Source organism: Caulobacter sp. BP25 (assembly GCF_002737755.1).
Classification (GTDB): Bacteria; Pseudomonadota; Alphaproteobacteria; order Caulobacterales; family Caulobacteraceae; genus Caulobacter.
Window position 1 is genome coordinate 287,664 of the sequence record NZ_PEGH01000004.1, and the last position, 21,238, is coordinate 308,901.

The following is a 21,238-nucleotide window of genomic DNA, read 5'->3' on the forward strand; positions in this document are numbered from 1 at the left end:
CTACTGCGCCACCGCCAGGGCCTCGATGCGGATGTCGACCGCATCGCCGATCATGCCGGCCGCGCTGGCGCTGCCGAACGCCTTGCGGCTGATCTGGCCGGTGATCGTGAAGCCGGCCTGCTTCTTCTGATTGTTCGGCGCGGTCCCGATCTTGTTCAGCTTGACGTTCAGCACGGCCGGCTGGGTCACGCCCATGATCGTCAGGTCGCCGAAGACCTTGGCCGTCGTGTCGCCGGTCTTCTCGACCTTGGTCGACTTGAAGGTCATGGTCGGGCTCTTGGCGGCGTTCAGCCAGCGCTCGCCCTTCAGGTGCTCGTCGCGCACCGGGTGGGCGCTGAGCAGGCTATCGACCTTGACCGTCGCCTCGACGCGCGACTTCTCGGGCGCGGCCTCGTCCAGCCAGATCGTCCCTTCCGACTGGGCGAAGATGCCGATCACCGAATTGAAGCCGAACCGGTCGATGACAAACATGGTTTCGGTATGCGACGGGTCGAGCTTGTAGGCGACCTCGGCGGCGAAGGTCGGCGCGGCGGCGACCGACAGGGCGGCCCCGGCGATCATGGCGGCGAGCAGGCGTTTCATGGAGCGTCTCCTTCGTCATTCCCTAGGCGGGACCGGCCCAAACAGGACCAGAGCGAACCTTTCATCGCCCCAGTGCGCCGCGCAAGCCGCAAACGAAAAGCCCCCGACCTGTGAGGGCCGAGGGCTTCGCGGAATTAGGCTTCGGATGCTGAAGCTTAGTTCTTGGCCTGGTCGACCAGCTTGTTCTTGGCGATCCAGGGCATCATGTCGCGCAGACGGCCGCCGACTTCCTCGATCTGGTGCTCGGCCGCGCGGCGACGCGTGGCCTTGAACGAGGGCTGGCCCACTTGGTTTTCCAGCATGAAGTCGCGGACGAACTTGCCCGACTGGATGTCTTCCAGCACGCGCTTCATCTCGGCCTTGGTTTCCGGCGTGATGATACGCGGACCCGTCACGTACTCGCCGTACTCGGCGGTGTTGCTGATCGAGTAGTTCATGTTGGCGATGCCGCCTTCGTACATGAGGTCGACGATCAGCTTCAGCTCGTGCAGGCACTCGAAATAGGCCATTTCCGGCGCGTAACCGGCTTCCACCAGCACTTCGAAGCCGGCGCGAACCAGCTCGACCGTGCCGCCGCACAGGACGGCCTGTTCGCCGAACAGGTCGGTCTCGCACTCTTCGCGGAAATTGGTCTCGATGATGCCCGAGCGGCCGCCGCCGATGGCGCTGGCGTAAGCCAGGCCCAGGTCCAGGGCGTTGCCGGTGGCGTTGTGGTGCACCGCGATCAGGCACGGCACGCCGCCGCCCTTCTGGTACTCGCCGCGCACGGTGTGGCCCGGGCCCTTCGGCGCGACCATCAGCACGTCGATGGTGTTCTTCGGCTCGATCAGGCCGAAGTGGACGTTCAGGCCGTGGGCGAACAGCAGGGCCGCGCCGTCACGGATGTTGGGGGCGATGTCGTTCTTGTAGATCGCGGCCTGATGCTCGTCGGGCGCCAGGATCATGATCAGGTCGGCCCAGGCGGCGGCTTCGGCCACCGTCATGACCTTCAGGCCCTCGCCTTCGGCTTTCTTGGCGGTCGGCGAACCGGCGCGCAGGGCGACGGCGACGTTCTTGGCGCCCGAGTCACGGAGGTTGAGCGCGTGGGCGTGACCTTGGCTGCCATAGCCTACGATGGCGATCTTCTTGTCCAGGATGCGGGCGATGTCGGCGTCGCGGTCGTAGTAGACGCGCATGTTTTTTCTCCAGGACTGGTCGATCAAGGTCGCCCCGCGCAACGGAAGAGCGGCGAAGGCCGGGCGTTTGAGCGTTTTTTTGCCGTTTCGTCAAGGCAGAGCCGACAGAACGGCGAAAACGCGCGACCTTCGCGCCCCCGTTTTAGTCACGACCGCCGAGCTTCGCCATCGCGGGACGAAAAAACCTCGCGGCGCGGGCGTGAAAAAGGGGCGGAAGACGTCTCCCCCGCCCCTTTCCAATCGCCAGAGCGGCTGATCACCAGAAGAGATCGCGCCAGACGCTCAGGACCTGGCCGCTCCAGATGTCGACCAGCAGGGCGTCGTCGCCGACGCGCACCCACTCGCAGCCGATCGGCGGCAGGGGCAGGCCATAGCGCCAGGCGTCGAGATAGTAGGAATTGCCGTACCAGCCGCCGGGTAGATAGTCGCCGAACGCCCAGCTGCGCGCGTACCAGCCGCGCGGATAACGGTAGACCGGCGCGCGGTAGCGTTGAGGCGCATAGTAGCTGGGCCGGTAGGTATAGCGATCATAGTGCGGCCGCCCCCGGTCGCGATCCCGGTAACGGTCGCGGCCGCGATCGTTCCACTCCCAGCTGCGGTTGTCGTTCCAGCGGTAGTCGTTGCGGTCGCGGTGGTCGTTCCAGCGACTATTGTCCCGGTCTCGGTCTCGATCGCGGTCGGGCCCGCCTGGACGGTTGTTGCCGTCGCGGTCCCAATCGCTCCGACGATCGTCACGGCCACGGTCACGGTCGCCATCAGGACGTGCGGACCGAGGCTGGCCCTGAGGCGGTTGAGGGCGACCGCCTCGATTCCAGCCGCTCTCGCCGCCCGGCCGGTTCCAGCCACTCTCCGACTGGCGGGGACCACCCCGGTCGCCGCCCCGGTCTGGGCGCGAGCCGCCGTCTCGCGGCGCCGGCTCACGCTGCTGTTGCTGCTGCTGAGCGACCACCGCCTCCGCCGCGCCGGCCTGGGCCGCGCCCGCCAACAGCGAGAGCGCCAGGGCGGTCGTGATCACACGTTTCATGTCTTGCTCCGAAGGGCCTTGAAGACAGGCCCGGGCTTGTCCCTTGATAGCAGTCTCGGACTCGCCGGATGAACCAGGCTTGAACATGACGCCGGAGAACTTGATGGCCGCGCATCCCAATGACGTCGTCAGCTATTGGCGCCAGGCCGGCCCCGCCAGGTGGTTCGCCAAGGACACCGCCTTCGACGCCGCCATCGCGTTGAAGTTCGAGCAGACCCACTACCGCGCCTCGATGCGCCGTTACGACGCCTGGGCGCAGACGGCCGAGGGCGCGCTGGCCCTGTTGATCCTGCTGGACCAGTTCCCGCGCAACATGTTCCGAGGCACGCCGCACGCTTTCGCCACCGATCCACTGGCCCGGATGTTCGCCCGCGCCGCCATCGCCGCCGGCCACGACACCGATACCGCCATCGCGCCCGAGCTGCGCCCTTTCTTCTATCTGCCGTTCGAACACTCGGAGTCGCTGGTCGACCAGGAGTTCAGCGTCCAGCTGTTCGCCGGCCTGCAGGCCGACACCGGCGACGAGGAGTCGATGAAGTGGGCCCTGCTCCACCGCGACATCATCGCCCGGTTCGGCCGTTTCCCGCACCGGAACGCGGGCCTGGGCCGAGAGACAACGGCCGCCGAACAAGAATTTCTGGATGAAGGCGGCTTTTCCGGATGATCGCGCTGTAAACTTTGCTTTGTAAAAATTCGCCTGTACGAGTGCATCCGCTCATTTGTACGGGGAACGTCAAAATGAAAGCCTTCCGTAGCGCTCTGGTCGTTGGTCTGGCGCTCAGCGCCATCACGCCAGCCACCGGTTTTGCTCAGGCCAAGGCCAGCAAGGGCCAGCAGATGCAGGCCCAGGCGTCCGGCGAAGTGCCGCGCTGCACGCGCAAGCTGGGCACGCTGTCGATCGTCGATGGCGACGATTCCAGCGGCTGGACCCAGTACAATCTCGCCTCGCCGCAGAAGGTTCTGCGCGCCATCGTCCAGCGCTCGGGCTGCTTCAACCTGGTCGACCGGGGCGCGGGCCTCAGCGCGGCCGAGAAGGAGCGCGCCATCGGCGGAAACCTCGGCCTGCAGCGCGGCTCGAACGTCGGCCAGGGCCAGGTCAAGGCGGCCGACTACGTGCTGGTCGCCGAGGTCCAGGGCAGCAACAGCAATGTCGGCGGAACGGCCGTGGCCGGCGCCATCGGCGGCCTGATCGGCGGTCGCGTCGGCGGCCTGGTCGGCGGCATCAAGACCAAGAAGCTGGAAGCCAACACCGTCCTGTCGCTGACCAATGTCCGCACGACCGAGACCACCTCGGTAGCCGAAGGCTATGCGGTGAAGAACGACATCGGCTGGGGCGCGGGCGGCGGTCTGGGCTTCGCCGGCGCGGTCGGCGGCGGCTACGAAGACACCGACATCGGCCGCATCGTCACCCTGTCGTTCATCAACGCCTATTCGAAGATGATCGGCGATCTGGGCCTGCTGTCGGAGGCCGGTCCGGCCGCCGCCGCCGCCCCGGCCAAGACCTTCACCGCCCAGCGGCCCGTCGCCCTGCGCGCGACCCCGGTCGCCGGCGGCAAGCTGATCCGCACCCTTCCCGCCGGCGCCGTCGTCTACCCGACCGGCAAACAGCAGGAGCTGTGGTGGGAAGTGGCCGACGAGAACGACAATGTCGGCTGGGTGCTGAACACCGGCCTCGCGCCGAGCAAGTAAGGCCTAGAGCCCCTTCCCCCTCGCGGGGGAGGGGTTCTGACATCGGGATAACTGGCGCCGACCTGTGGATCGTTTCAGGCGCCGCAGGTGTTCAAGGGCCCGATTCGCCGCCACAATCGCCCCATGACCACCGCTGTCCTCGACGCTCCGAAAGCCGCCGCCGATCACCCCGAGCGGCAGTATCTGGCCCTGCTGGCCGACATCCTGGACCACGGCGTCCAGCGCGGCGATCGCACCGGCACGGGCACCTTGGGCGTCTTCGGCCGCCAGATCCGCTTTGACCTCTCCAAGGGCTTCCCGGTCCTGACGACCAAGAAGCTGCACCTGCGCTCGATCATCATCGAGCTCTTGTGGTTCCTGAAGGGCGACACCAACATCGCCTACCTCAAGGACAACGGCGTGCGCATCTGGGACGAGTGGGCCGACGAGAACGGCGACCTTGGCCCCGTCTACGGCAAGCAGTGGCGCTCGTGGGCGACGCCGGACGGGCGCGTGATCGACCAGATCAGCAACCTCGTCGAGAACCTGAAGACCAACCCCAACAGCCGCCGCCATATCGTCACGGCCTGGAACCCGGCCGATGTCGACGACATGGCCCTGCCGCCCTGCCATTGCCTGTTCCAGTTCTTCGTCGCGGACGGCAAGCTGAGCTGCCAGCTCTACCAGCGTAGCGCCGACGTGTTCTTAGGGGTGCCGTTCAACATCGCGTCCTACGCCCTGCTGACCCTGATGGTCGCCAAGGTCGTGGGCCTGGAGCCCGGCGAGTTCGTCCACACCTTCGGCGACGCGCATCTATATCTGAACCACCTGAACCAGGCCCGCGAACAGCTGACCCGCGAGCCCTTCGACTTCCCGACCATGACGATCGCCGACAAGCGCGACCTGTTCGGGTTTGAGTACGGGGATTTCACGCTCGAGGGCTACCAGGCCCACCCGCACATCAAGGCCGAGGTTTCGGTTTGACGTGGGCGACGGATCGGCTGGATCAGGTCGTCTCCGGCGACGCGATCCTGCCGCCCGTCGTCCAGACCCTGAAGCTGGGCGGACTGGACGCCTGGGGCCCAGGCTGGGCCCGCAAGACGTGGCGGCCGTCACCGGAACTTCTGAACGTCGATGGGTCGCTGTTCGGCGGCTATCTGGCCGCCCTCGCCGACCAGATCCTGGCCTTCGCGGCGATGACCGCCGCGCCCGCCGACGCGGCCTTCCGCACCAGCAACCTCAAGATCGACTTCATCCGCGTCGGCAAGGCCGAGCCGCTGCGCCTGGAAGGGCGGGTCGTGGCCAAGACCAAGTCGATCATCCACGTCGAGGCCGACTTCATCCGCCCCGACGGCGAGCTGATCGCCCGCGCCAGCGCCCAGCAGATCATCACGCCTTTCGGCGCTGGTTAGGGCGTCCAGCGATTAGAGCAGAAATCGCGACCGTCGTTCAGGGTGGTAGGCGGATGCGGGGATTGTCGCCAGGACCGCCGACAAGATCAGCGGCGAATACATATGGAGACTGGCCGAAACCTCATAAAGGTTCCGTTATGTCTCAATTTTTCCTAAATTTCTGGGGTGGGCCCGTTGCAGCGGCGATTAAGTCGCCGTATTCAAGGGCGTCACGGGCGGCTAATCCGCTGGATTCGCAGTCGGGGGGCTGTACTGACCTGGCCGTCGGTACAGTTCGCAGTCGCTAAAGGTTGCGGCACTCGGAGGCAGGTCGGGCGCAAGCTCGGCCTGCCTTTTCGATTGACGGCTTCGTCAACTGAGTTGGTGATACATATCACCTTGAATCGCGTCAACAGCGTTGCGATTCAAGCGCGGGTTTTTCCGTAAAATATGCAACGGAAAATTTTGCGTTATTACCGGGAAAAAACGGAGAAAAACGCCGTACTTTCCTACGCTTGGTTGCGCTGCCAGTACCCTTTCCACTGACGCGACACCGGCGCGGCCATCGCCGCACCCACGATCATAACAAATTGGCCGCCGTTCGAAGTACGGCGGAAGTCCTCGCGCCACGCCATTTCGCGGGCGTAGGCCGACAGGAACTTGCCCGCGATCTTGTGGTGGATACCGGCCTCGGCGCGTCGGATACGGCTAAAGAAGCTCTCAGCCCAGTTGTTGCAGGCGCCATCCAGCGAGTACGCCTCGCTGCGGTTGATACGGCGCGTGGCGAACTTGGCCGTCAGCAAATCCCAGCGCGTGGCCTCGTCGGCGTGGACCACGGAAGTAACTTCGACGTCGGCGGCGACCAGGGCCCCGCCCTCGCGCTCAGCCTTGGTGACGAACGGCAGAGTACGGTTACCACGCTCGCGCCCCTTCCCACCGCTTCGCGGCGGGCCCCGCCCTCTCTCAAAGAGAGAGGGATTTCGCGCAACGTTCGCTCAGGGTCGAAAGCCGCCTTCGGCCTCGGAGAGACAGCAGACCGCCCTACGGCCTCAACACGATCTTCCCCGCCAGCGCCGCTGACTGCAGCAGCGCCTGGGCTTCGCCGGCCTGGCTGAGCGGCAGGACCTTGGCGATCGTGGGCTGGATCTCGCCCTCCCCGATCAGGCCCAGCACCTTCGCCAGATCCTGGCGATACGCCTCCGGCCGCGCGTCGCGCCAGGACGTCACGTTGTAGCCGACCACGCCCTGGCTTTGGCTGAACAGCTTCAGGGCCGAGAGACGATCGGCCAGCAGCATCTTGAGCATCGCGCCCGGCCGCGCCTTGCCGCCCTTGGTCGCGTCATAGCCGCCGTAGAGCACCGCCGTTCCGCCGTCGCGCAAGGCCGCCAGCGAGGCGGTCTTCAGGTGCGATCCACCGACATGGTCAAAGGCCGCGACCACGCCGCCGCCCGAGATTTCGATCGCGCGCTCCGCCACGGCCTCCGCCCGATAGTCGATATGCACGCCGCCCTTGGCCTCGACCTCGGCTTTCTTGCCCGCCGACGCCGTGCCGATCGCCCTGACGCCCGCCAGCCTCGCGAGGTCAAGCAGCAGGCCGCCAACCCCGCCCGCCGCGCCGTGGACCAGCACCCATTCTCCGGCCACAGAGCCCGCCACGCGGTGGAACATCTGCCAAGCGGTCAGGCCGTTCAGCACGCCGGCGACCAGGGCCTCGGCGGGGGCGTCCTCGGGCGCGGCGACCAGAACGCGCGCCTCGACATTACGGTGGCTGGCGTAGGAGCCGGTCACGGTCAGGGCCGCCACGCGCTGGCCTACCTCGAAGCCCTCGACGCCCGCTCCTAGCGCCTCGATCCGGCCGACGAAATCGTAGCCCGGCGTCACCGGCGCCTTCACGCCAGGATAGAGGCCGGTCCGCATGACGATATCGGCGAAGGCCACGCCCGCCGCCTCGATCGCCACGCGCGCCTCACCAGGTCCCGGCGGCGGCAGATCGACCTCGCGGCCGCGCAGGACCTCGACCCCGCCCGTTAGGGCCATGTGCATCTCGAACGCCGTCGCCGACATCGCGCCCTCCCCGATCCTTGTTCTCTGAAGACGACAGTGATCAACGTTCAGGTTTCGATCAAGCCATGGCGCGTTCGACCAACGCCCGCTAATCAAAGGGCATGACCCAGCCTCACCTCGCCATCGTCGTCGCTCGAGCCGCCAACGGCGTGATCGGTCGTGACGGCGACTTGCCCTGGCGCCTGAAGTCGGACCTGGCTCTGTTCAAAGCCAATACCCTGGGCAAGCCCATCATTATGGGCCGCAAGACCTGGGACAGCCTACCACGCAAGCCCCTGCCCGGCCGCATGAACGTCGTCCTGACCCGCGACCAGAGCTTCGAGCCGCACGGCGCGATCGTCTGCGAGACCTGGATGGAAGCCGTGCAGATGGCCAAGGAACAGGCCGCCGACGACGGGCTCGACGAGGTCTGCGTGATCGGCGGCCGGGCCCTATTCGAACTGGCCCTGCCCAAGGCCAAGCGTCTGTACCTGACCGAGGTCGCCGCCGAGGTCGAGGGCGACGTCCATTTCCCCGCCTTCGACCAGGGCGCCTGGACAGAGGTCCGCCGCGAGGACCATCCCGCCGGCGAGGGCGACGATCACGCCTTCGTATTCAGGGTGCTTGAGCGAATCTAAGGATTCGCCCCCAGTCGTAAACCCGATCGAAACGACGACCTGCGATATGCTACCCTGGGTAGGGGGAGCACATTTTGATCGCGGATACTCTGAATCCGTCGCGTGACGACCAGACTCTTCGGATCGCGGGCCTTGTGGCGGCCTTCTCGGGATCTGTCGTCTTCAGCCTATTTCTGGCTGGCGCGACGCACAATCTGCCTTCGATCTGGATGGCCAACGCCGTGGTCATCGCCGGCCTGCTGACCCTGAAGGGCAAGGCGCGATGGGCGATGCTGGCCCTGACCGCGATCGCCCACGTTGCGATCGAGCTGATCGCCGGGGTGCGTCTTTCGTTCATCCTGCTAGTCGTCCCACAGGATGTGGTTCAGAACGTCATTATCGCCTGGGCGCTGCAACGCTTGGGGCTGACGAACCACATGCGCAGCCCTTGGGGCCTCGCGCGCCTAACTGCCGCCGCCGCGATGATGGTCGTCGCGTTCTCCACGATCACGACCGTCAGTCTGGCCCTGTCGCGCGGGCAGCCGATGTGGAGCGGCTGGGCGGACTGGATCCCGCCCAATGTGCTGGGGCTTTTCCTGGCCATGCCGACCACCATCATGATGCTGGATCGGCGGCATAAGCCGCTCTTTCCGGCCTCGCCCTGGCAGCTGGCCATGCTGACCGCGCTGGTTGTTGTGAGCGCGGTGGCGATCTTCACCTGGGATCCAGGGCTGCAGGCCCTGCTTTTCGCCCCCGCCATGCTGGCCGTGTTCCGAGGCGGGCCGCGCGCGGCGGCGATCCTGGTGATCGCGTCCCTGGCCGCGTCCATTCCCGCCGTCCTGCATCGGGTCGGCATCGAGCGCGACGCAGTGCTGTCGCCGCTGCGCCATGCGGTCGTGTTCCACGTCATGCTCTTCGCCGTGTGCCTGACCGCAGCCATGATCCTGGAGCGTCAGAAGCGCCTGCAGGCGCTGATGATCCGAGGCCGCGACGCCGCCCGCCGCGCCCAGGCCGACGCCCAGGCCGCCGACAAGGCCAAGTCGGAGTTCCTAGCGACGATCAGCCACGAAATTCGCACGCCTCTGAATAGCATCCTGGGCTTCGCCGATCTGGTGGCCGCCGATCCTGGCTTGTCAGCCGACAGTCGACGCCGCCTGGACCTGATCGACCGCGCCGGCCGCTCGCTGGTCGAGATCGTCAACGATCTGCTAGACTTCTCCAAGTTGGAAGCCGGCCGGATGGAACTGGACCCCGAGCCCCTGGCGCCGGCGGTGGTGCTGCGCGACGCGATGGCGATCGCCGCGCCAGCGGCCGAGGCCAAGCAGCTCGACTTGCGGGTCCAGATCATCGGCGGCGACGAGCGGTCACTGTTCCTGCTGGACGAGACCCGCCTTCGCCAGGTGCTGCTGAACCTGCTGTCCAACGCCATCAAGTTCACGCGCGAGGGCGCGGTGACCGCCAGGCTTGAGCTGTCGGACCAAAGGCTTCGGTTCGAGATTCTGGACACGGGCATCGGCATCGCGCCGGACGTGCAAGCGCGCCTGTTCCAGCGCTTCAGCCAGGGCGACAGCTCGATCAGCCGGGGCTATGGCGGCACGGGGCTGGGCCTGGCGATCAGCAAGGCCTTGGTCACCCGCATGGGCGGCGAGATTGGCGTTACCAGCGCCCCGGGTCGGGGCTCCAGCTTCTGGGTCGAGCTCCCCGCCACGCCGGCGCAGCCCACGCTCAGGCTGGACTCGGCCGCGACTTCGACCTGCGACATGCGCGGCGCCCGCGTGCTGTTGGTGGACGATCACCACGTCAATCGGGAGCTGGGCTACGCCCTGCTGACCCTAGGCGGTCACGAGGCGGTCACCGCCGAGGACGGCGCGATGGCGGTGTCACTGGTGCGCGATCAGGACTTTGATCTGGTGCTGATGGATGTGCACATGCCGGTGATGGACGGCCTGGCGGCGACCCACGCCATCCGCGCCATGGAAGGATCCAAGGCCAGCGTGCCGATCCTGGCCCTCAGCGCCGACGTCATGCCAGAGCAGGTCGCGCGATGCCTCGCCGCCGGCATGGACGGCCATCTGGCCAAGCCGATCGTCCGCGACGATCTGCTGGCGGCGGTCGCGCGCTTCGCCGGTTCGCCCGCCGAGGGCGTCAGCCGCCCTGCTCTAGCGAGCTCCTAGGTCGCCCCGGTGTGGCGAACGGGACGCTCGCCAAGTTCAAACACGCGTTTATAGTCACCTCATCGCCCGGCAGAGGCGGACAGGGAGGGACGCGCGATGGACATCCAGCTGGTGGCCGAAGGCCTGCAGTTCCCCGAAGGCCCCGTGGCCATGGCCGACGGCTCGGTCATCGTCACCGAAATCCAGGGCCAGCGCCTGACCCGGGTCTGGCCCGACGGCCGCAAGGAGACCGTGGCCCAGACGGGTGGCGGGCCGAACGGCGCGGCGATTGGGCCCGATGGCGCGCTCTATGTCACCAATAACGGCGGCAGCTTCCATTTCTTCGAAGCCAATGGCCTGAACATTCCCGGCCCGACGCCGCCGACGCACGCCGGCGGTTTCATCCAGCGGGTTGACCTCGCGACCGGTGCGATTAGCACGCTCTACACCGAATGCGACGGCAAGCCCCTGGTCGGACCCAATGATCTGGTCTTCGACAAACAGGGCGGCTTCTGGTTCACCGACCATGGCTGCTCGACGCCCGAAGGCCGCAAGTACGGCGCCCTTTACTACGCCCTCCCCGACGGCTCGAAGATCACCCGCTGGCGCGACCATTTCGTCTCGCCCAACGGCGTGGGCCTCTCGCCCGACGAGAAGACCGTCTACATGGCCGACACCATGCTGGGGCGGCTCTGGTCCTTCGACATCGCCTCACCCGGCGTGCTGGCCGAAGCCATGCCGCTGATGCCGGGTAACGTGGTCTGCACCCTGCCGGGGTATCAAATGCTGGACAGCCTGGCGGTCGAGGCCGGCGGCAAGGTCTGCGTGGCGACGATCATCAACGGCGGGATCACCGCCTTCGACCCCGACGGATCGACCGAGCACTACGCCTTCCCGGACGTGATCGTGACCAACATCTGCTTCGGCGGCCTCGACATGCGCGACGCCTGGATCACCGCGTCGGGAACGGGCAAGCTCTACAAGGCCCGCTGGGCGCGGCCGGGGCTGAAGCTGAACTTCAACGCCTAGGCCGAGAAAACGCGGGGCCGCGCCCCTTCGACTCCGCGAAGACTTCATGGTGAGGCAGCGCGGAAACAGCGCGAAATCCTGAGCCACTCAGCGAGATAATTCTGCAAAAAGCCTCAGCTACCGCCAATGACACCGGTGGCATTCCAGTCCCCGGCGCTAACAGCCCCTCCAAAAGCGGGCGAGCAACATTGGGAGGAAAGTCTTGACCAGGTCGGGATCGCGCCATCGCGCGCATAGGCTTCAAGTTTCGGCGCTCGCGCTGCTGGCGGCCATGGCCGCATCCAGCGCCGTTCACGCCCAGGACGCCGCCAAGGCGCTCGATGAACAGGTCGAGGACACCGCCGTCGAGCAGGTGGTGGTCGTGGGCTTCCGCTCCAGCCTGGCCAAGGCGCTGAACGCGAAACGCTCGGAAGCCGCCGCCGTCGACATGATCCTGGCCGAGGACATCGGCAAGTTTCCGGACCTGAACCTGTCGGAGTCGCTGCAGCGCATTCCCGGGGTGTCGATCGCCCGAGACGGCGGCGAAGGCCGTCAAATCTCGGTGCGCGGCCTTGGTCCACAGTTCACGCGCGTGCGGATCAACGGCATGGAGGCCTTGACCACCGCTGGCGGCGCCGACAGCTCGGGCGGCACCAATCGCGGGCGCAGCTTCGACTTCAACATCTTCGCCTCGGACCTGTTCAGCGCCATCACGGTGCGCAAGACCGCCTCGGCCGATGTCGAGGAGGGCTCGCTGGGCGCGACCGTCGATCTGCGCACCGCCCGCCCCTTCGACTTTAGCGGCTTCAAGATGAGCGGCTCGGCCCAGGGCAGCTACAATGACCTGGCCAAGACCACGAACCCGCGCGCCGCGTTCATGATCTCCAACACCTGGAAGGACGACACGTTCGGGGCGTTGTTCTCGTTCGCCTACGCCAAGCGCAACATCGTCGAGGAAGGCAACAGCACCGTGCGCTGGTCCAAGGGCGGCTTCGGCGCCAGCACCGCCAGCGGCCTCACCCTGTCCGAGATCAACGCGGCCTATCATCCGCGCATCCCGCGCTACGACTATTATCAGAGCAAAAGCGAGCGTTTCGGGGCGACCCTGGCGCTGCAATGGCGCCCGTCGGACGACACGCTAGTGTCGTTCGACAGCCTTTACGCCGACCTGCGCTCGACGCGCGAGGAGCAGTACATCGAGGCGATCTCGTTCAGCTCCAGCGGATCGTCGGGCATCGGCGGCACGACCGTCAAGTCGGCCAGCATCAACAACGGCGTCCTGACCAAAGGGACATTCGACGGCGTGGACCTGCGCGTCGAGGATCGCTTCGACAAGCTGCGGACCAAGTTCACCCAGAACTCGCTGACGGCCGAGCATCGCTTCAGCGACAAGTTCAAGGTCGACGCCCTGATCGGCCACTCGGTGTCGGATCACAAAAACCCGATCCAGACGACGCTGACCTTCGACCAGAACAACGTCAACGGCTACGCTTACGACTACACCGACAAGACCAACCCCACGTTCAACTGGGGCACGGCCGACCTGACCAGCGCTTCGGCCTGGACCCTGTCGCAAATCCGCCTGCGGCCCCAGACCGCGCGCAACACCTACGACGCCGCCGAGGTCAACGCGCACTACACGATCAACCCGACGTTCAAGCTGGACGGCGGCCTGAACTTCAAGAAGTACGAGTTCACCACCACCGAACAGCGTCGCTCGGTCGGGACCACCACCAACCAGGAAGGCGTCATTCCCTCGGCGGTCGCGGCGATCAGCGTCGCCGACTACAGCAGCCTGATCACCATCAATGGCGTGACCTTCCGGGCCCCGAGCCTGAGCAAGGCCTCCAGCGTGCTCAGTCTCTATGACCAGACGGCCTACAATGGCGCCTTCGCCCTGGGTTCCGAGCCGGCCCTGGGCAACAACCGCGGCGTTCGGGAGAAGGACAGCGGCGGCTACGTCCAGACCAGCTTCGAGACCAGCGTCGCCAACATGCCGTTCCGCGGGAACTTCGGCGTTCGCTACGTCAAGACCGAGCAGAGCTCGAACGGCTACACCTATGTCAGTGGCTCGCCCGTCGCCCTGTCGACATCGCGCAGCTATGACGACACCCTGCCGTCGATGAATCTGGTTCTGGAGCCGACCGACACCTTCCTGGTCCGTTTCGGCGCGGCCAAGGTGATGTCACGGCCCGACCTGGGCAACCTGACGCCGGGCGCCACGGTCAGCGTCTCGGGCGCCACGCGCACTGTCTCCGTGGGCAACCCGAATCTGGATCCGTTCCGCGCCAACGCCTACGACCTGTCGCTGGAATGGTACTTCCAGCCGGGCTCCCTTCTGGGCGTGGCGGTGTTCCGCAAGGACGTCGGCAGCTTCGTCCAGACGGTCAGCGAAAGCCGCACCTTCACCGGCAACAGCTACGGCCTGCCCGACAGCGTCGCCACCGCCGCCTGCGGCACGACGACCAGCTGCAGCGCCTCGTCGCTATGGACGTTCAGCCGGCCGGTCAACACCGACGGCGGCGCCCTGACCGGGGTCGAGGTGAACTATCAGCAGGCCTTTAAGTTCCTGCCCGGCCTCTTGGCCAACACCGGCGTGCTGCTGAACTACACCTATGTGAAGTCGGAAATGGACTACGTGAACAGCGCCGGGGCCGTGGTCGCCACGGCCGACCTGACCGGCCTGTCCCGCAACGCTTATAACGCCACCCTGTACTACGAGGACGCCAAGTGGAGCGCGCGCGCCTCGATCGCCTATCGCGACCGCTATCTGACCAAGGTTCCGGGCGCCGAGACCGCGTCTGGCACGGCCTATGACGGCACGAACTCGACCTTCAACGTCGACGCCTCGCTGCAGTACACCGTCAACAAGAACTTCAAGCTGACGCTGGAAGGCGTGAACCTCACCGACGAATACCAGTACCAGTTCAACGGTGAGGAAGACATGACCACGACCTACCACCACACGGGTCGCGAGATTCTCTTCGGCGTGCGCTACACGTTCTGACCAGACGGCGGTCCTTGCGGGACCGCCCAAGCCCTCAACGAGCCTGTCTGGATCACCCAGACAGGCTCTAATCTTTCCTAGTAAAGCACCCCCAGCGCCGCGCGCTCGAAGTTCTGCAGGTCGCCATTGCGCCCCTCGTGGACCTTTACGACCCATTCGGGATCCTGCAGCAGGGCGCGGCCCACGCCGACGAGGTCAAACTCGCCGCGCTCCAGACGCTCCAGCAGGCCGTCCAGCGAGGCGGGCTGGCTGCCTTCCCCGCCGAACGCCGCGATAAACTCGCCCGACAGGCCCACCGAGCCGACGGTGATGGTCGGGGCGCCGGTCAGCTTCTTGGCCCAGCCGGCGAAATTGAGGTCGCTGCCCTCGAACTCCGGCTCCCAGAAGCGGCGCTGGCTGCAGTGGAAGATGTCGGCGCCGGCGTCGGCCAGCGGCTGCAGCCAGGCTTCCATCTCTTGCGGCGTGGTCGCCAAGCGGGCGGCGTAGTCCTGCTGCTTCCACTGCGACAGGCGGATGATCACCGGATAGTCCGGGCCGACGGCGGCGCGGACGGCTTTCAGAATCTCGGCGGCGAAGCGGCCGCGCTCGCCGAGCGTCGGGCCGCCCCACTTGTCGGTACGGACATTGGTCCCTTCCCAGAAGAACTGGTCGATCAAATAGCCGTGGGCCCCGTGCAGCTCGACCGCGTCGAAGCCCAGCTTCTTGGCGTCGGCCGCCGCCTGGCCGAAGGCGGCGATCGTGTCGGCGATATCGGCGTCGGTCATCGGCTCGGTGAAGGGCGTCCCGCCGGCCTTCGACAGACCCGAGGGACTGTCGACCTTGCCCAGCTGGTCTGGGCCCTTGGCGGCGCCGACGTGCCAAAGCTGCGGGGCGATCAGGCCGCCAGCCGCGTGGACCTCGTCCACAACCTTCTTCCAGCCCGCCAGTTCCTTCTCACCGTGGAAGCGCGGCACCTTGGCGTCGTTCAGCGAGGCGGGGCGCGCGACGCCCGTGCCCTCGGTGACGATCAGCCCGACCTGGTTCTCGGCGCGTCGGTGATAGTAGGCGGCGACATCGTCGGTCGGCACGCCGCCAGGCGAGAACGATCGGGTCATCGGCGCCATCACCACCCGGTTGGGCAGCTTCAGCGACTTGAACTCGAAGGGCTTGAATAGGGCGTCGAGGGCCATGGGGAATCCATTGCGAAGTGACTAGCTCGCAATCCAAACATTTGTTCGCGAGCTAAGCCATGCAGAAAAACTGGAACCGTGGGTGTGACGGAGATTATAACCCCAGCACCATCTTGGCCATGATGTTGCGCTGGATCTCGTTGGAGCCGGCGTAGATCGAGGTCTTGCGGTAGCTGAAATAGGCCGGCGCGGCGGGCGCGGCGTAGTCCGGTCCCGCCCGTCCCTCGTTGCTCTTGGACCAGGTGTCGCGCACGAACGGCGCCGCGTAGGTCCCCACCGCCTCGAGGGTCAGTTCGGTGATCGCCTGCTGGTGCTCGGAGCCCACGCATTTCAGCATCGACGAGGCCGGGCCGATCGCCTTTCCCGCCGAGCGGCCCGAGAAGATCCGCAGCTCGCTGGCGTTCAGCGCCTGAACCTGGATTTCCAGGTTGCTGATCTTGGTTCGGAAGTCGGGATCGTCGATCAGCCGCCCGCCATCGTCGGCTAGCTCAAGCGCGGCGATGCGCTTGACCTTCTTGAGCATGTGCATGAGGCCTGGCGCGTAGGCGTTGCCGCGCTCGAACTCCAGCAGATACTTGGCGTAGGTCCAGCCCTTGTTCTCCTCGCCGATGCGGTTGGCGACGGGCACGCGGACATTGTCGAAAAAGACCTGGTTGATCTCCTGCTCGCCCTCGGGCGGGCCGTCCAGGGTGGGCAGCGGCTTGATCTGTATGCCTGGCGTGTCCATCCGCAAGAGCAGGAACGAGATGCCCTCCTGCGGCCGCCCCTCGGTCGAGGTGCGGACCAGGCAGAACATCCAGTCGGCCCACTGGGCGTGGGTGGTCCAGATCTTCGAGCCATTCAGGACGTAGTCATCACCGTCACGCACCGCCCGCATCTGCAGGCTGGCCAAGTCCGAACCCGAGCCCGGCTCGGAATAGCCCTGACACCACCAGATGTCCGAGCGCAGGATCGACGGCAGATGCTGAGCCTTCTGCTCGTCGGTCCCGAAGGCCATGATCACCGGGGCGACCATCTTCAGGCCCATCGGTGACGAGGTCGGGACGCCGGCCAGGCTCATCTCCATGTTGAAGATGTAGCGCTGCGAAGCCGTGAAGCCCGGCCCGCCGTGCTCGACGGGCCAGTCCGGCGCCACCCAGCCACGCTCGAAGAGCTTCTTCTGCCATGTCACCTGGCCGGCCTTGTCCAGATAGCCGTTCTTGGACTGGCTCATCTGCCGGCGCAGGTCGTCGTCATAGGCGGTGGCGATCCAGTCGCGCACCTCTTGCTGGAAGGCCAGATCCTCGGCCGAGAACGCCAGGTCCATCGCCCTATTCCACCGCGTCGAGATACTCGATGTTCGGGGCGGCGGCCATGGTCGACCCCATCGCCGCGCCGGCGGCCTTGAAGTAGTCGGTGCTACCATGGTGCTTGAGCGCGTCGGCCGAGGCGTAGAGCTCCAGCACCTTGTAGACGCCGGCCTCGGTCTTGGACTTGGTCAGCTGGTACATCAGGCAGCCCGGCTCGTTGGCCTTCACCTTGGAGGCCAGGTCCAGGAACACCTTCTCGAACTCAGTGGACTTGTCCGGCTGGACGTACAGGGTCGCGACGACGCCGATCATGCTTGCCTCCCAACATTTGTTTGAAAGGCAGGATGGGTTAGGCGCGGCCCGGGAGCAAGGGCGACGTTGGGGAAGTCAGACCGTTTAAGCTAGCGCCGCTCGTTCCAGCCGTAGGCGACCCACGAGTGGCCGCCGACATTGCGGGCTTCGATCAGGCCCGGATCGGCGTTGCGGGCGCCGGCGGCCTTGCGACCGCGAAAAGCGAAAGCCGCCAAGCCGAACAAGGCGCTGCCGATGAACCCGACCACCACGACCGTGGCGGCGAAAAGCACCGCCAGGACCGCACCGATCACCACGGCCGCCGACGTCGCGAGCGCACCCGCGATCCAAGCGAGATTACGCCAGGGCGAAACAGCGGCGGAGTTGGTCATCAGCGTCCTCTCTTCGCACTCATGATCCTTCTTAGGTGGTTCACAAGCGCTGAACATCAACTGAACACCCGTCGAACGCGGATGAAAAGCGTTTTTCCCTCGCCTAGAGCGAGACCAATCGCCCCACCTCAACCAACAGCGGCGAGGCCAAGCTCCCGGCGCTCACGCATGACGGTCGAGAAGGCGGCATTGATCGCGACGGCCTTGGCTTCGGCGACTTCGATGAACTCGGCGGGCAGCCCACGGGCGCGGGCGCGATCGGGGTGGACGTTGGTCAGGGCGATCTTCCAGGCCTTGTGGACCGTGGCGTCATCGGCGTCGGCCGGCACGTCGAGGATGGCGTAAGGATCATCGGCGCCGACGCCCAGATGCGTGGCGCGCAGGCGACGGAACGCTAGCGGCGACATGCCGAACAGGTTCGACACCCGCTCCAGATAGGCCAGCTCGTCGTTTGTCACCACGCCGTCGGACTTGGCGATATGGAACAGGCCGTCGACCACGTCCTCCAGCAACTGCGGGCAGCTAGAATACCGCTTGGCCAGACGCTTGGCGTAGCTTTCGAAGCCGTGCGTGGTCTGCCGCGCCAAATCGTAGAGGCGGTGAATGTTGGGCTCGGAGGCCGGGTCCGGCTGGAACACCTCGGTGAAGGCGGCGAACTCGCCGCCGTCGGCGCGGCCGTCGACCTTGGCTAGCTTGGCGCCCAGCGCCGTGACCGCCGTCGAGAACGCCGGGTCCTCGCCCGGAAGGCCGCCAGGGCACTCCGTGCAGTCGGCCAGGTCCACGCGCCGGGCGGCGATGCTCGCAATGTTGCGCCAGAAGCTCATGAACGCCTCGAAACCAGCGGACACAGGTGAATACGGAGATCGAGGCGATGCGGATCACGTCGACAAGGTGCTTCTAGCACATTGAGAATGATCATTCACATGACTTCGTTGCAATGCGGCGAAAGCGCCGCTTCAACGTTCTGGGAGCCGATCGGCCGCTGGCCCGTTATGGCTCCGCTTGGCGCTCGCCATGCAACGGTCCCAATCTCGACCGAATTGCTCTAGTCACACTGTAGGATCATTCGAAAGGACCTCCGCCGCATGGCGAACGCCCTCCTTCTCGCTCTCGCCCTACTGGCCCAAGACGGCCAGGTCAGCGCCTCGACCTCGCCCAACGCCCCGCCGACCGACGAGTATGGCTATGTCGCCTGGTGCTATGGCGCGCTAGGCGGCTACGCCTCGCTGTACGACCAGGTGATGCCCGAGGTGACACGGATCGAGAAGGCGTTCCCGGGTCCGGATGGGGTGCAGGCGGCGCTGAAGACCTATCCTGAGATGCGCGCCCAGGCCCAGAAGGACCTCAAGACCTTCTCCACGGCCATCACGGCGGCGGAGAAGGCCAGCCCGCGTCCCATCTCGGAATACGGCGGCGCCCAGGTCAAGCGCGGCGCGGCCATCTGGCAGGGCGCGGCATCGGTCGACAAGGCGCGCCTGGCCCAGATGTGGATGAGCTGGAGCCCGCCCGGCGATTGCGAGAAGCGCGCCAAGGCGCTGGAGATGAAATCGTCCATCCTGGGCCGCGCCCTGAACTACAACGCCGGCTCGGCCACGACGCCGACCCCGACCGCGCCGCCCCAAGCCAAGCCCAGCGCGCCGCCTCCCGCCGCAGCAGCCGACACGCCCAAACCTGAAGCGCCGAAGCCAAGGCCAGAGGTCGCCAAGCCCGCCCCCACCGCCAGCGCGCCCGCGAGCGCCAAGGCGGCGGCGCCCGCCAAGAAGCTCCCGCTCATCGGCGGCGGCGAGATCATCGTCGACCCCGTCAATCCGGTCCCCTGCGCCGGCAGCCTGCTCCCCGCCAAGCGCGGCGGGCGCGACGTGCTGATCTGCAAGCCGGACTGACAAAAATCCTCCCCCGCTAGGGGGAGGATTTCTACCGCTCTCCCAACGCCCCGTTCTCCGCCAAGGCCTTGAACCATCGGTACGAGGCCTTGGGCGTTCGCACGCCGGTCTTACGGTCCATCGCCACCAGGCCGAACTTCGATGTGTAGCCAAGGTTCCATTCGAAGTTGTCGATCAAGGTCCACTCGAAATAGCCGCGCACGTCGCAGCCGGCCTCGCGGGCCGCCAGCACCGCCTGGAGATGGCGGCGCAGATAGGTGATGCGGAACTGGTCGTCGAGGATCGCCGGCCCCGGGCTGAACGGGTCGGAGCAGCCGTTCTCGGTGACTAGCATTGGCGGGGCCCCATAGTCGCGGCGCACGCGGTTCAGCACCTCGAACAGCCCCGACGGGTCTATGTGGCGGCCGAAGGCGTCCAGCTCTGCGCCCTTGGGCGGGGCGGCCTGAGCGATCTTGCCGGGCGCATTCAAATCCAGCCGCACATAGGCCGGGGCGTAGTAGTTCACCCCCAGGAAGTCGACCGGCTGCCGGATCGTCGCCAGGTCGCCGTCGCGAACAACGCCCTTCAGGAAGTCGTCCATCGCCTTGGGATAGGTCCCCTTGAACAGAGGATCCAGCCATGCCCCGTTCCACAGCGCGTCCAGCCCGTCCGAAGCCAGCCGGTTCCACACCGCCCACGGTCCGCCAGCGGGGCGACAAGGCTGCAGCGCCATGGTCGTACCGACCTGGAGGCCCGAGCCGCCGGCCCTCAGCGCCTGCATGGCCAGGCCTTGGCCCAGGTTCATGTGGTGGATGACCGGCCCCAGCAGCTTGTCGTCCTTAAGGCCCGGCGCGTGCTCGCCCAGGACGTGACCGAAGACGGCATGCACGGCCGCCTCGTTCAGCACGATGTAGTGCTTGAGCCGATCGCCCAACCGCTCGACCACCGCGTGGGCGTAGTCGGCCAGGCGCTGGGCGGTGTCGCGGTTCTTCCAACCGCCCTTGTCCTGCAAGCCTTGCGGCAGGTCCCAGTGGAACAGCGTGGCGTAGGGTGTGACGCCCTTGGCCAGCAGCGCGTCGACCAGCCTAGAATAGTGATCCAGGCCCGCCGCGTTCACCGCCCCCTCGCCGCGCGGCAGGACGCGCGACCAACTGATCGAGAAGCGGTAGGCGTCGAGGCCCGCCCCCGCGATCAGGTCGACGTCTTCCTGGAAGCGGCGATAGCTGTCGGTGGCGACCGTGGCGTCCGAGCCATCGCCTATGCGACCGGGGACCTTTTCGAACACGTCCCAGACGCTGGGCCCGCGCCCGTCGGCGGTCTGCGAGCCCTCGGTCTGGAAGGCCGCGCTGGCGACACCCCAGACGAAGTCCTTGGGGAATTGCCGGCTCTTGGGTGTGAGGTCGGTCTGGCCCGGCCCTTCGCATCCCGATAGTCCCACGGCCGCCCCGCCCAGGGCCAAGGCCCCCAGCGCTCGCCGGCTGACGCCTGAGCGATCCATGTCGTCCCTCCCCTTTTTGTTGGGAGGAGCATGCGTTCGGATATCGCGGTTCGCAATCCTCCCCCGCTG

19 protein-coding genes and 1 pseudogene are annotated in these 21,238 nt (G+C 66.4%); 9 read left to right on the top strand and 11 right to left on the bottom strand.

Features of this window, described 5'->3' with window-relative positions; translation table 11 throughout:
• From CSW59_RS02615 to CSW59_RS02625, 3 genes are all read right to left on the bottom strand, one after another.
• Complete coding sequence (locus CSW59_RS02615) at positions 1–582, bottom strand: YceI family protein (protein ID WP_099442562.1); 582 nt, start codon at positions 580–582, stop codon at positions 1–3.
• 155 nt (positions 583–737) lie between these two features.
• Positions 738–1,781, bottom strand: a complete 1,044-nt coding sequence (ilvC, locus tag CSW59_RS02620) for a ketol-acid reductoisomerase (protein WP_369825733.1) — start codon at positions 1,779–1,781, stop codon at positions 738–740.
• 232 nt (positions 1,782–2,013) lie between these two features.
• Positions 2,014–2,781 carry an RcnB family protein gene (locus CSW59_RS02625; protein WP_099442563.1) on the bottom strand — a complete coding sequence of 256 codons (768 nt, stop codon included), beginning with the start codon at positions 2,779–2,781 and terminating at the stop codon, positions 2,014–2,016.
• A 100-nt stretch (positions 2,782–2,881) separates the two neighbouring features.
• Between CSW59_RS02625 and CSW59_RS02630 the strand changes: the two genes are divergently transcribed.
• The 4 genes from CSW59_RS02630 to CSW59_RS02645 all read left to right on the top strand — a co-directional run bounded on the left by CSW59_RS02630 (position 2,882) and on the right by CSW59_RS02645 (position 5,861).
• The gene (locus tag CSW59_RS02630) at positions 2,882–3,445 is read left to right on the top strand and encodes a DUF924 family protein (RefSeq protein ID WP_099442679.1); all 564 of its coding nucleotides are present in this window, start codon (positions 2,882–2,884) and stop codon (positions 3,443–3,445) included.
• A 74-nt stretch (positions 3,446–3,519) separates the two neighbouring features.
• Positions 3,520–4,470: an SH3 domain-containing protein gene (locus CSW59_RS02635; protein ID WP_099442564.1), complete on the top strand. Its 951-nt coding sequence runs from the start codon at positions 3,520–3,522 to the stop codon at positions 4,468–4,470.
• A gap of 123 nt (positions 4,471–4,593) precedes the next feature.
• On the top strand, positions 4,594–5,433 hold the full coding sequence (locus CSW59_RS02640) for a thymidylate synthase (RefSeq protein WP_099442565.1): 840 nt from the start codon (positions 4,594–4,596) through the stop codon (positions 5,431–5,433).
• Positions 5,430–5,861, top strand: a complete 432-nt coding sequence (locus CSW59_RS02645; RefSeq protein WP_099442566.1) for a PaaI family thioesterase — start codon at positions 5,430–5,432, stop codon at positions 5,859–5,861. Before CSW59_RS02640 ends, CSW59_RS02645 begins: the two co-directional genes overlap by 4 nt.
• Positions 5,862–6,349: 488 nt before the next feature.
• On the opposite strand, the pseudogene CSW59_RS02650 reads toward CSW59_RS02645, so the two are convergent.
• Both CSW59_RS02650 and CSW59_RS02655 read right to left on the bottom strand, forming a co-directional pair.
• Positions 6,350–6,766, bottom strand: a pseudogene (locus CSW59_RS02650) (transposase); the annotation flags it as partial.
• Between the two features lie 115 nt (positions 6,767–6,881).
• Positions 6,882–7,904: a zinc-binding dehydrogenase gene (locus tag CSW59_RS02655; RefSeq protein WP_099442568.1), complete on the bottom strand. Its 1,023-nt coding sequence runs from the start codon at positions 7,902–7,904 to the stop codon at positions 6,882–6,884.
• A gap of 101 nt (positions 7,905–8,005) precedes the next feature.
• Between CSW59_RS02655 and CSW59_RS02660 the strand changes: the two genes are divergently transcribed.
• The 4 genes from CSW59_RS02660 (at position 8,006) to CSW59_RS02675 (ending at position 14,668) form a co-directional block, all read left to right on the top strand.
• Positions 8,006–8,521 carry a dihydrofolate reductase gene (locus tag CSW59_RS02660; protein ID WP_099442569.1) on the top strand — a complete coding sequence of 172 codons (516 nt, stop codon included), beginning with the start codon at positions 8,006–8,008 and terminating at the stop codon, positions 8,519–8,521.
• A gap of 74 nt (positions 8,522–8,595) precedes the next feature.
• Entirely contained in the window at positions 8,596–10,674 is a 2,079-nt protein-coding gene (locus tag CSW59_RS02665; RefSeq protein ID WP_099442570.1) for an ATP-binding protein, read from the top strand.
• Between the two features lie 96 nt (positions 10,675–10,770).
• Positions 10,771–11,682 (top strand): SMP-30/gluconolactonase/LRE family protein, encoded by a 912-nt coding sequence (locus tag CSW59_RS02670; protein WP_099442571.1) that lies wholly within the window; start codon positions 10,771–10,773, stop codon positions 11,680–11,682.
• Between the two features lie 271 nt (positions 11,683–11,953).
• Complete coding sequence (locus tag CSW59_RS02675) at positions 11,954–14,668, top strand: TonB-dependent receptor (protein WP_099442680.1); 2,715 nt, start codon at positions 11,954–11,956, stop codon at positions 14,666–14,668.
• Between the two features lie 77 nt (positions 14,669–14,745).
• Here CSW59_RS02675 and CSW59_RS02680 read toward each other — a convergent pair whose 3' ends face one another.
• The 5 genes from CSW59_RS02680 to CSW59_RS02700 all read right to left on the bottom strand — a co-directional run bounded on the left by CSW59_RS02680 (position 14,746) and on the right by CSW59_RS02700 (position 18,633).
• Positions 14,746–15,837, bottom strand: coding sequence for an NADH:flavin oxidoreductase (locus CSW59_RS02680; protein WP_099442572.1), 1,092 nt, complete (start codon positions 15,835–15,837; stop codon positions 14,746–14,748).
• A gap of 94 nt (positions 15,838–15,931) precedes the next feature.
• Positions 15,932–17,143: an acyl-CoA dehydrogenase family protein gene (locus tag CSW59_RS02685; RefSeq protein WP_099442573.1), complete on the bottom strand. Its 1,212-nt coding sequence runs from the start codon at positions 17,141–17,143 to the stop codon at positions 15,932–15,934.
• A gap of 4 nt (positions 17,144–17,147) precedes the next feature.
• Complete coding sequence (locus CSW59_RS02690; RefSeq protein WP_099442574.1) at positions 17,148–17,438, bottom strand: putative quinol monooxygenase; 291 nt, start codon at positions 17,436–17,438, stop codon at positions 17,148–17,150.
• 89 nt (positions 17,439–17,527) lie between these two features.
• Positions 17,528–17,866 carry a hypothetical protein gene (locus CSW59_RS02695; protein WP_369825732.1) on the bottom strand — a complete coding sequence of 113 codons (339 nt, stop codon included), beginning with the start codon at positions 17,864–17,866 and terminating at the stop codon, positions 17,528–17,530.
• Between the two features lie 71 nt (positions 17,867–17,937).
• Complete coding sequence (locus CSW59_RS02700; protein ID WP_099442576.1) at positions 17,938–18,633, bottom strand: DnaJ family molecular chaperone; 696 nt, start codon at positions 18,631–18,633, stop codon at positions 17,938–17,940.
• Between the two features lie 261 nt (positions 18,634–18,894).
• Between CSW59_RS02700 and CSW59_RS02705 the strand changes: the two genes are divergently transcribed.
• A complete protein-coding gene (locus tag CSW59_RS02705; RefSeq protein WP_099442577.1) occupies positions 18,895–19,692 on the top strand; it encodes a hypothetical protein in 798 nt (265 codons plus the stop codon).
• Positions 19,693–19,723: 31 nt separating this feature from the next.
• Here CSW59_RS02705 and CSW59_RS02710 read toward each other — a convergent pair whose 3' ends face one another.
• A complete protein-coding gene (locus tag CSW59_RS02710) occupies positions 19,724–21,169 on the bottom strand; it encodes a GH1 family beta-glucosidase (RefSeq protein ID WP_099442578.1) in 1,446 nt (481 codons plus the stop codon).
• Positions 21,170–21,238: the final 69 nt, after the last annotated feature.

Coding starts and splice junctions, on each gene's coding strand:
- CSW59_RS02615 (WP_099442562.1), bottom strand. CDS start 582: ATGAAACGCCTGCTCGCCGCCATGATCGCCGGGGCCGCCCTGTCGGTC.
- CSW59_RS02625 (WP_099442563.1), bottom strand. CDS start 2,781: ATGAAACGTGTGATCACGACCGCCCTGGCGCTCTCGCTGTTGGCGGGC.
- CSW59_RS02635 (WP_099442564.1), top strand. CDS start 3,520: ATGAAAGCCTTCCGTAGCGCTCTGGTCGTTGGTCTGGCGCTCAGCGCC.
- CSW59_RS02640 (WP_099442565.1), top strand. CDS start 4,594: ATGACCACCGCTGTCCTCGACGCTCCGAAAGCCGCCGCCGATCACCCC.
- CSW59_RS02655 (WP_099442568.1), bottom strand. CDS start 7,904: ATGTCGGCGACGGCGTTCGAGATGCACATGGCCCTAACGGGCGGGGTC.
- CSW59_RS02660 (WP_099442569.1), top strand. CDS start 8,006: ATGACCCAGCCTCACCTCGCCATCGTCGTCGCTCGAGCCGCCAACGGC.
- CSW59_RS02670 (WP_099442571.1), top strand. CDS start 10,771: ATGGACATCCAGCTGGTGGCCGAAGGCCTGCAGTTCCCCGAAGGCCCC.
- CSW59_RS02675 (WP_099442680.1), top strand. CDS start 11,954: ATGGCCGCATCCAGCGCCGTTCACGCCCAGGACGCCGCCAAGGCGCTC.
- CSW59_RS02680 (WP_099442572.1), bottom strand. CDS start 15,837: ATGGCCCTCGACGCCCTATTCAAGCCCTTCGAGTTCAAGTCGCTGAAG.
- CSW59_RS02685 (WP_099442573.1), bottom strand. CDS start 17,143: ATGGACCTGGCGTTCTCGGCCGAGGATCTGGCCTTCCAGCAAGAGGTG.
- CSW59_RS02690 (WP_099442574.1), bottom strand. CDS start 17,438: ATGATCGGCGTCGTCGCGACCCTGTACGTCCAGCCGGACAAGTCCACT.
- CSW59_RS02695 (WP_369825732.1), bottom strand. CDS start 17,866: ATGTTCAGCGCTTGTGAACCACCTAAGAAGGATCATGAGTGCGAAGAG.
- CSW59_RS02700 (WP_099442576.1), bottom strand. CDS start 18,633: ATGAGCTTCTGGCGCAACATTGCGAGCATCGCCGCCCGGCGCGTGGAC.
- CSW59_RS02705 (WP_099442577.1), top strand. CDS start 18,895: ATGGCGAACGCCCTCCTTCTCGCTCTCGCCCTACTGGCCCAAGACGGC.
- CSW59_RS02710 (WP_099442578.1), bottom strand. CDS start 21,169: ATGGATCGCTCAGGCGTCAGCCGGCGAGCGCTGGGGGCCTTGGCCCTG.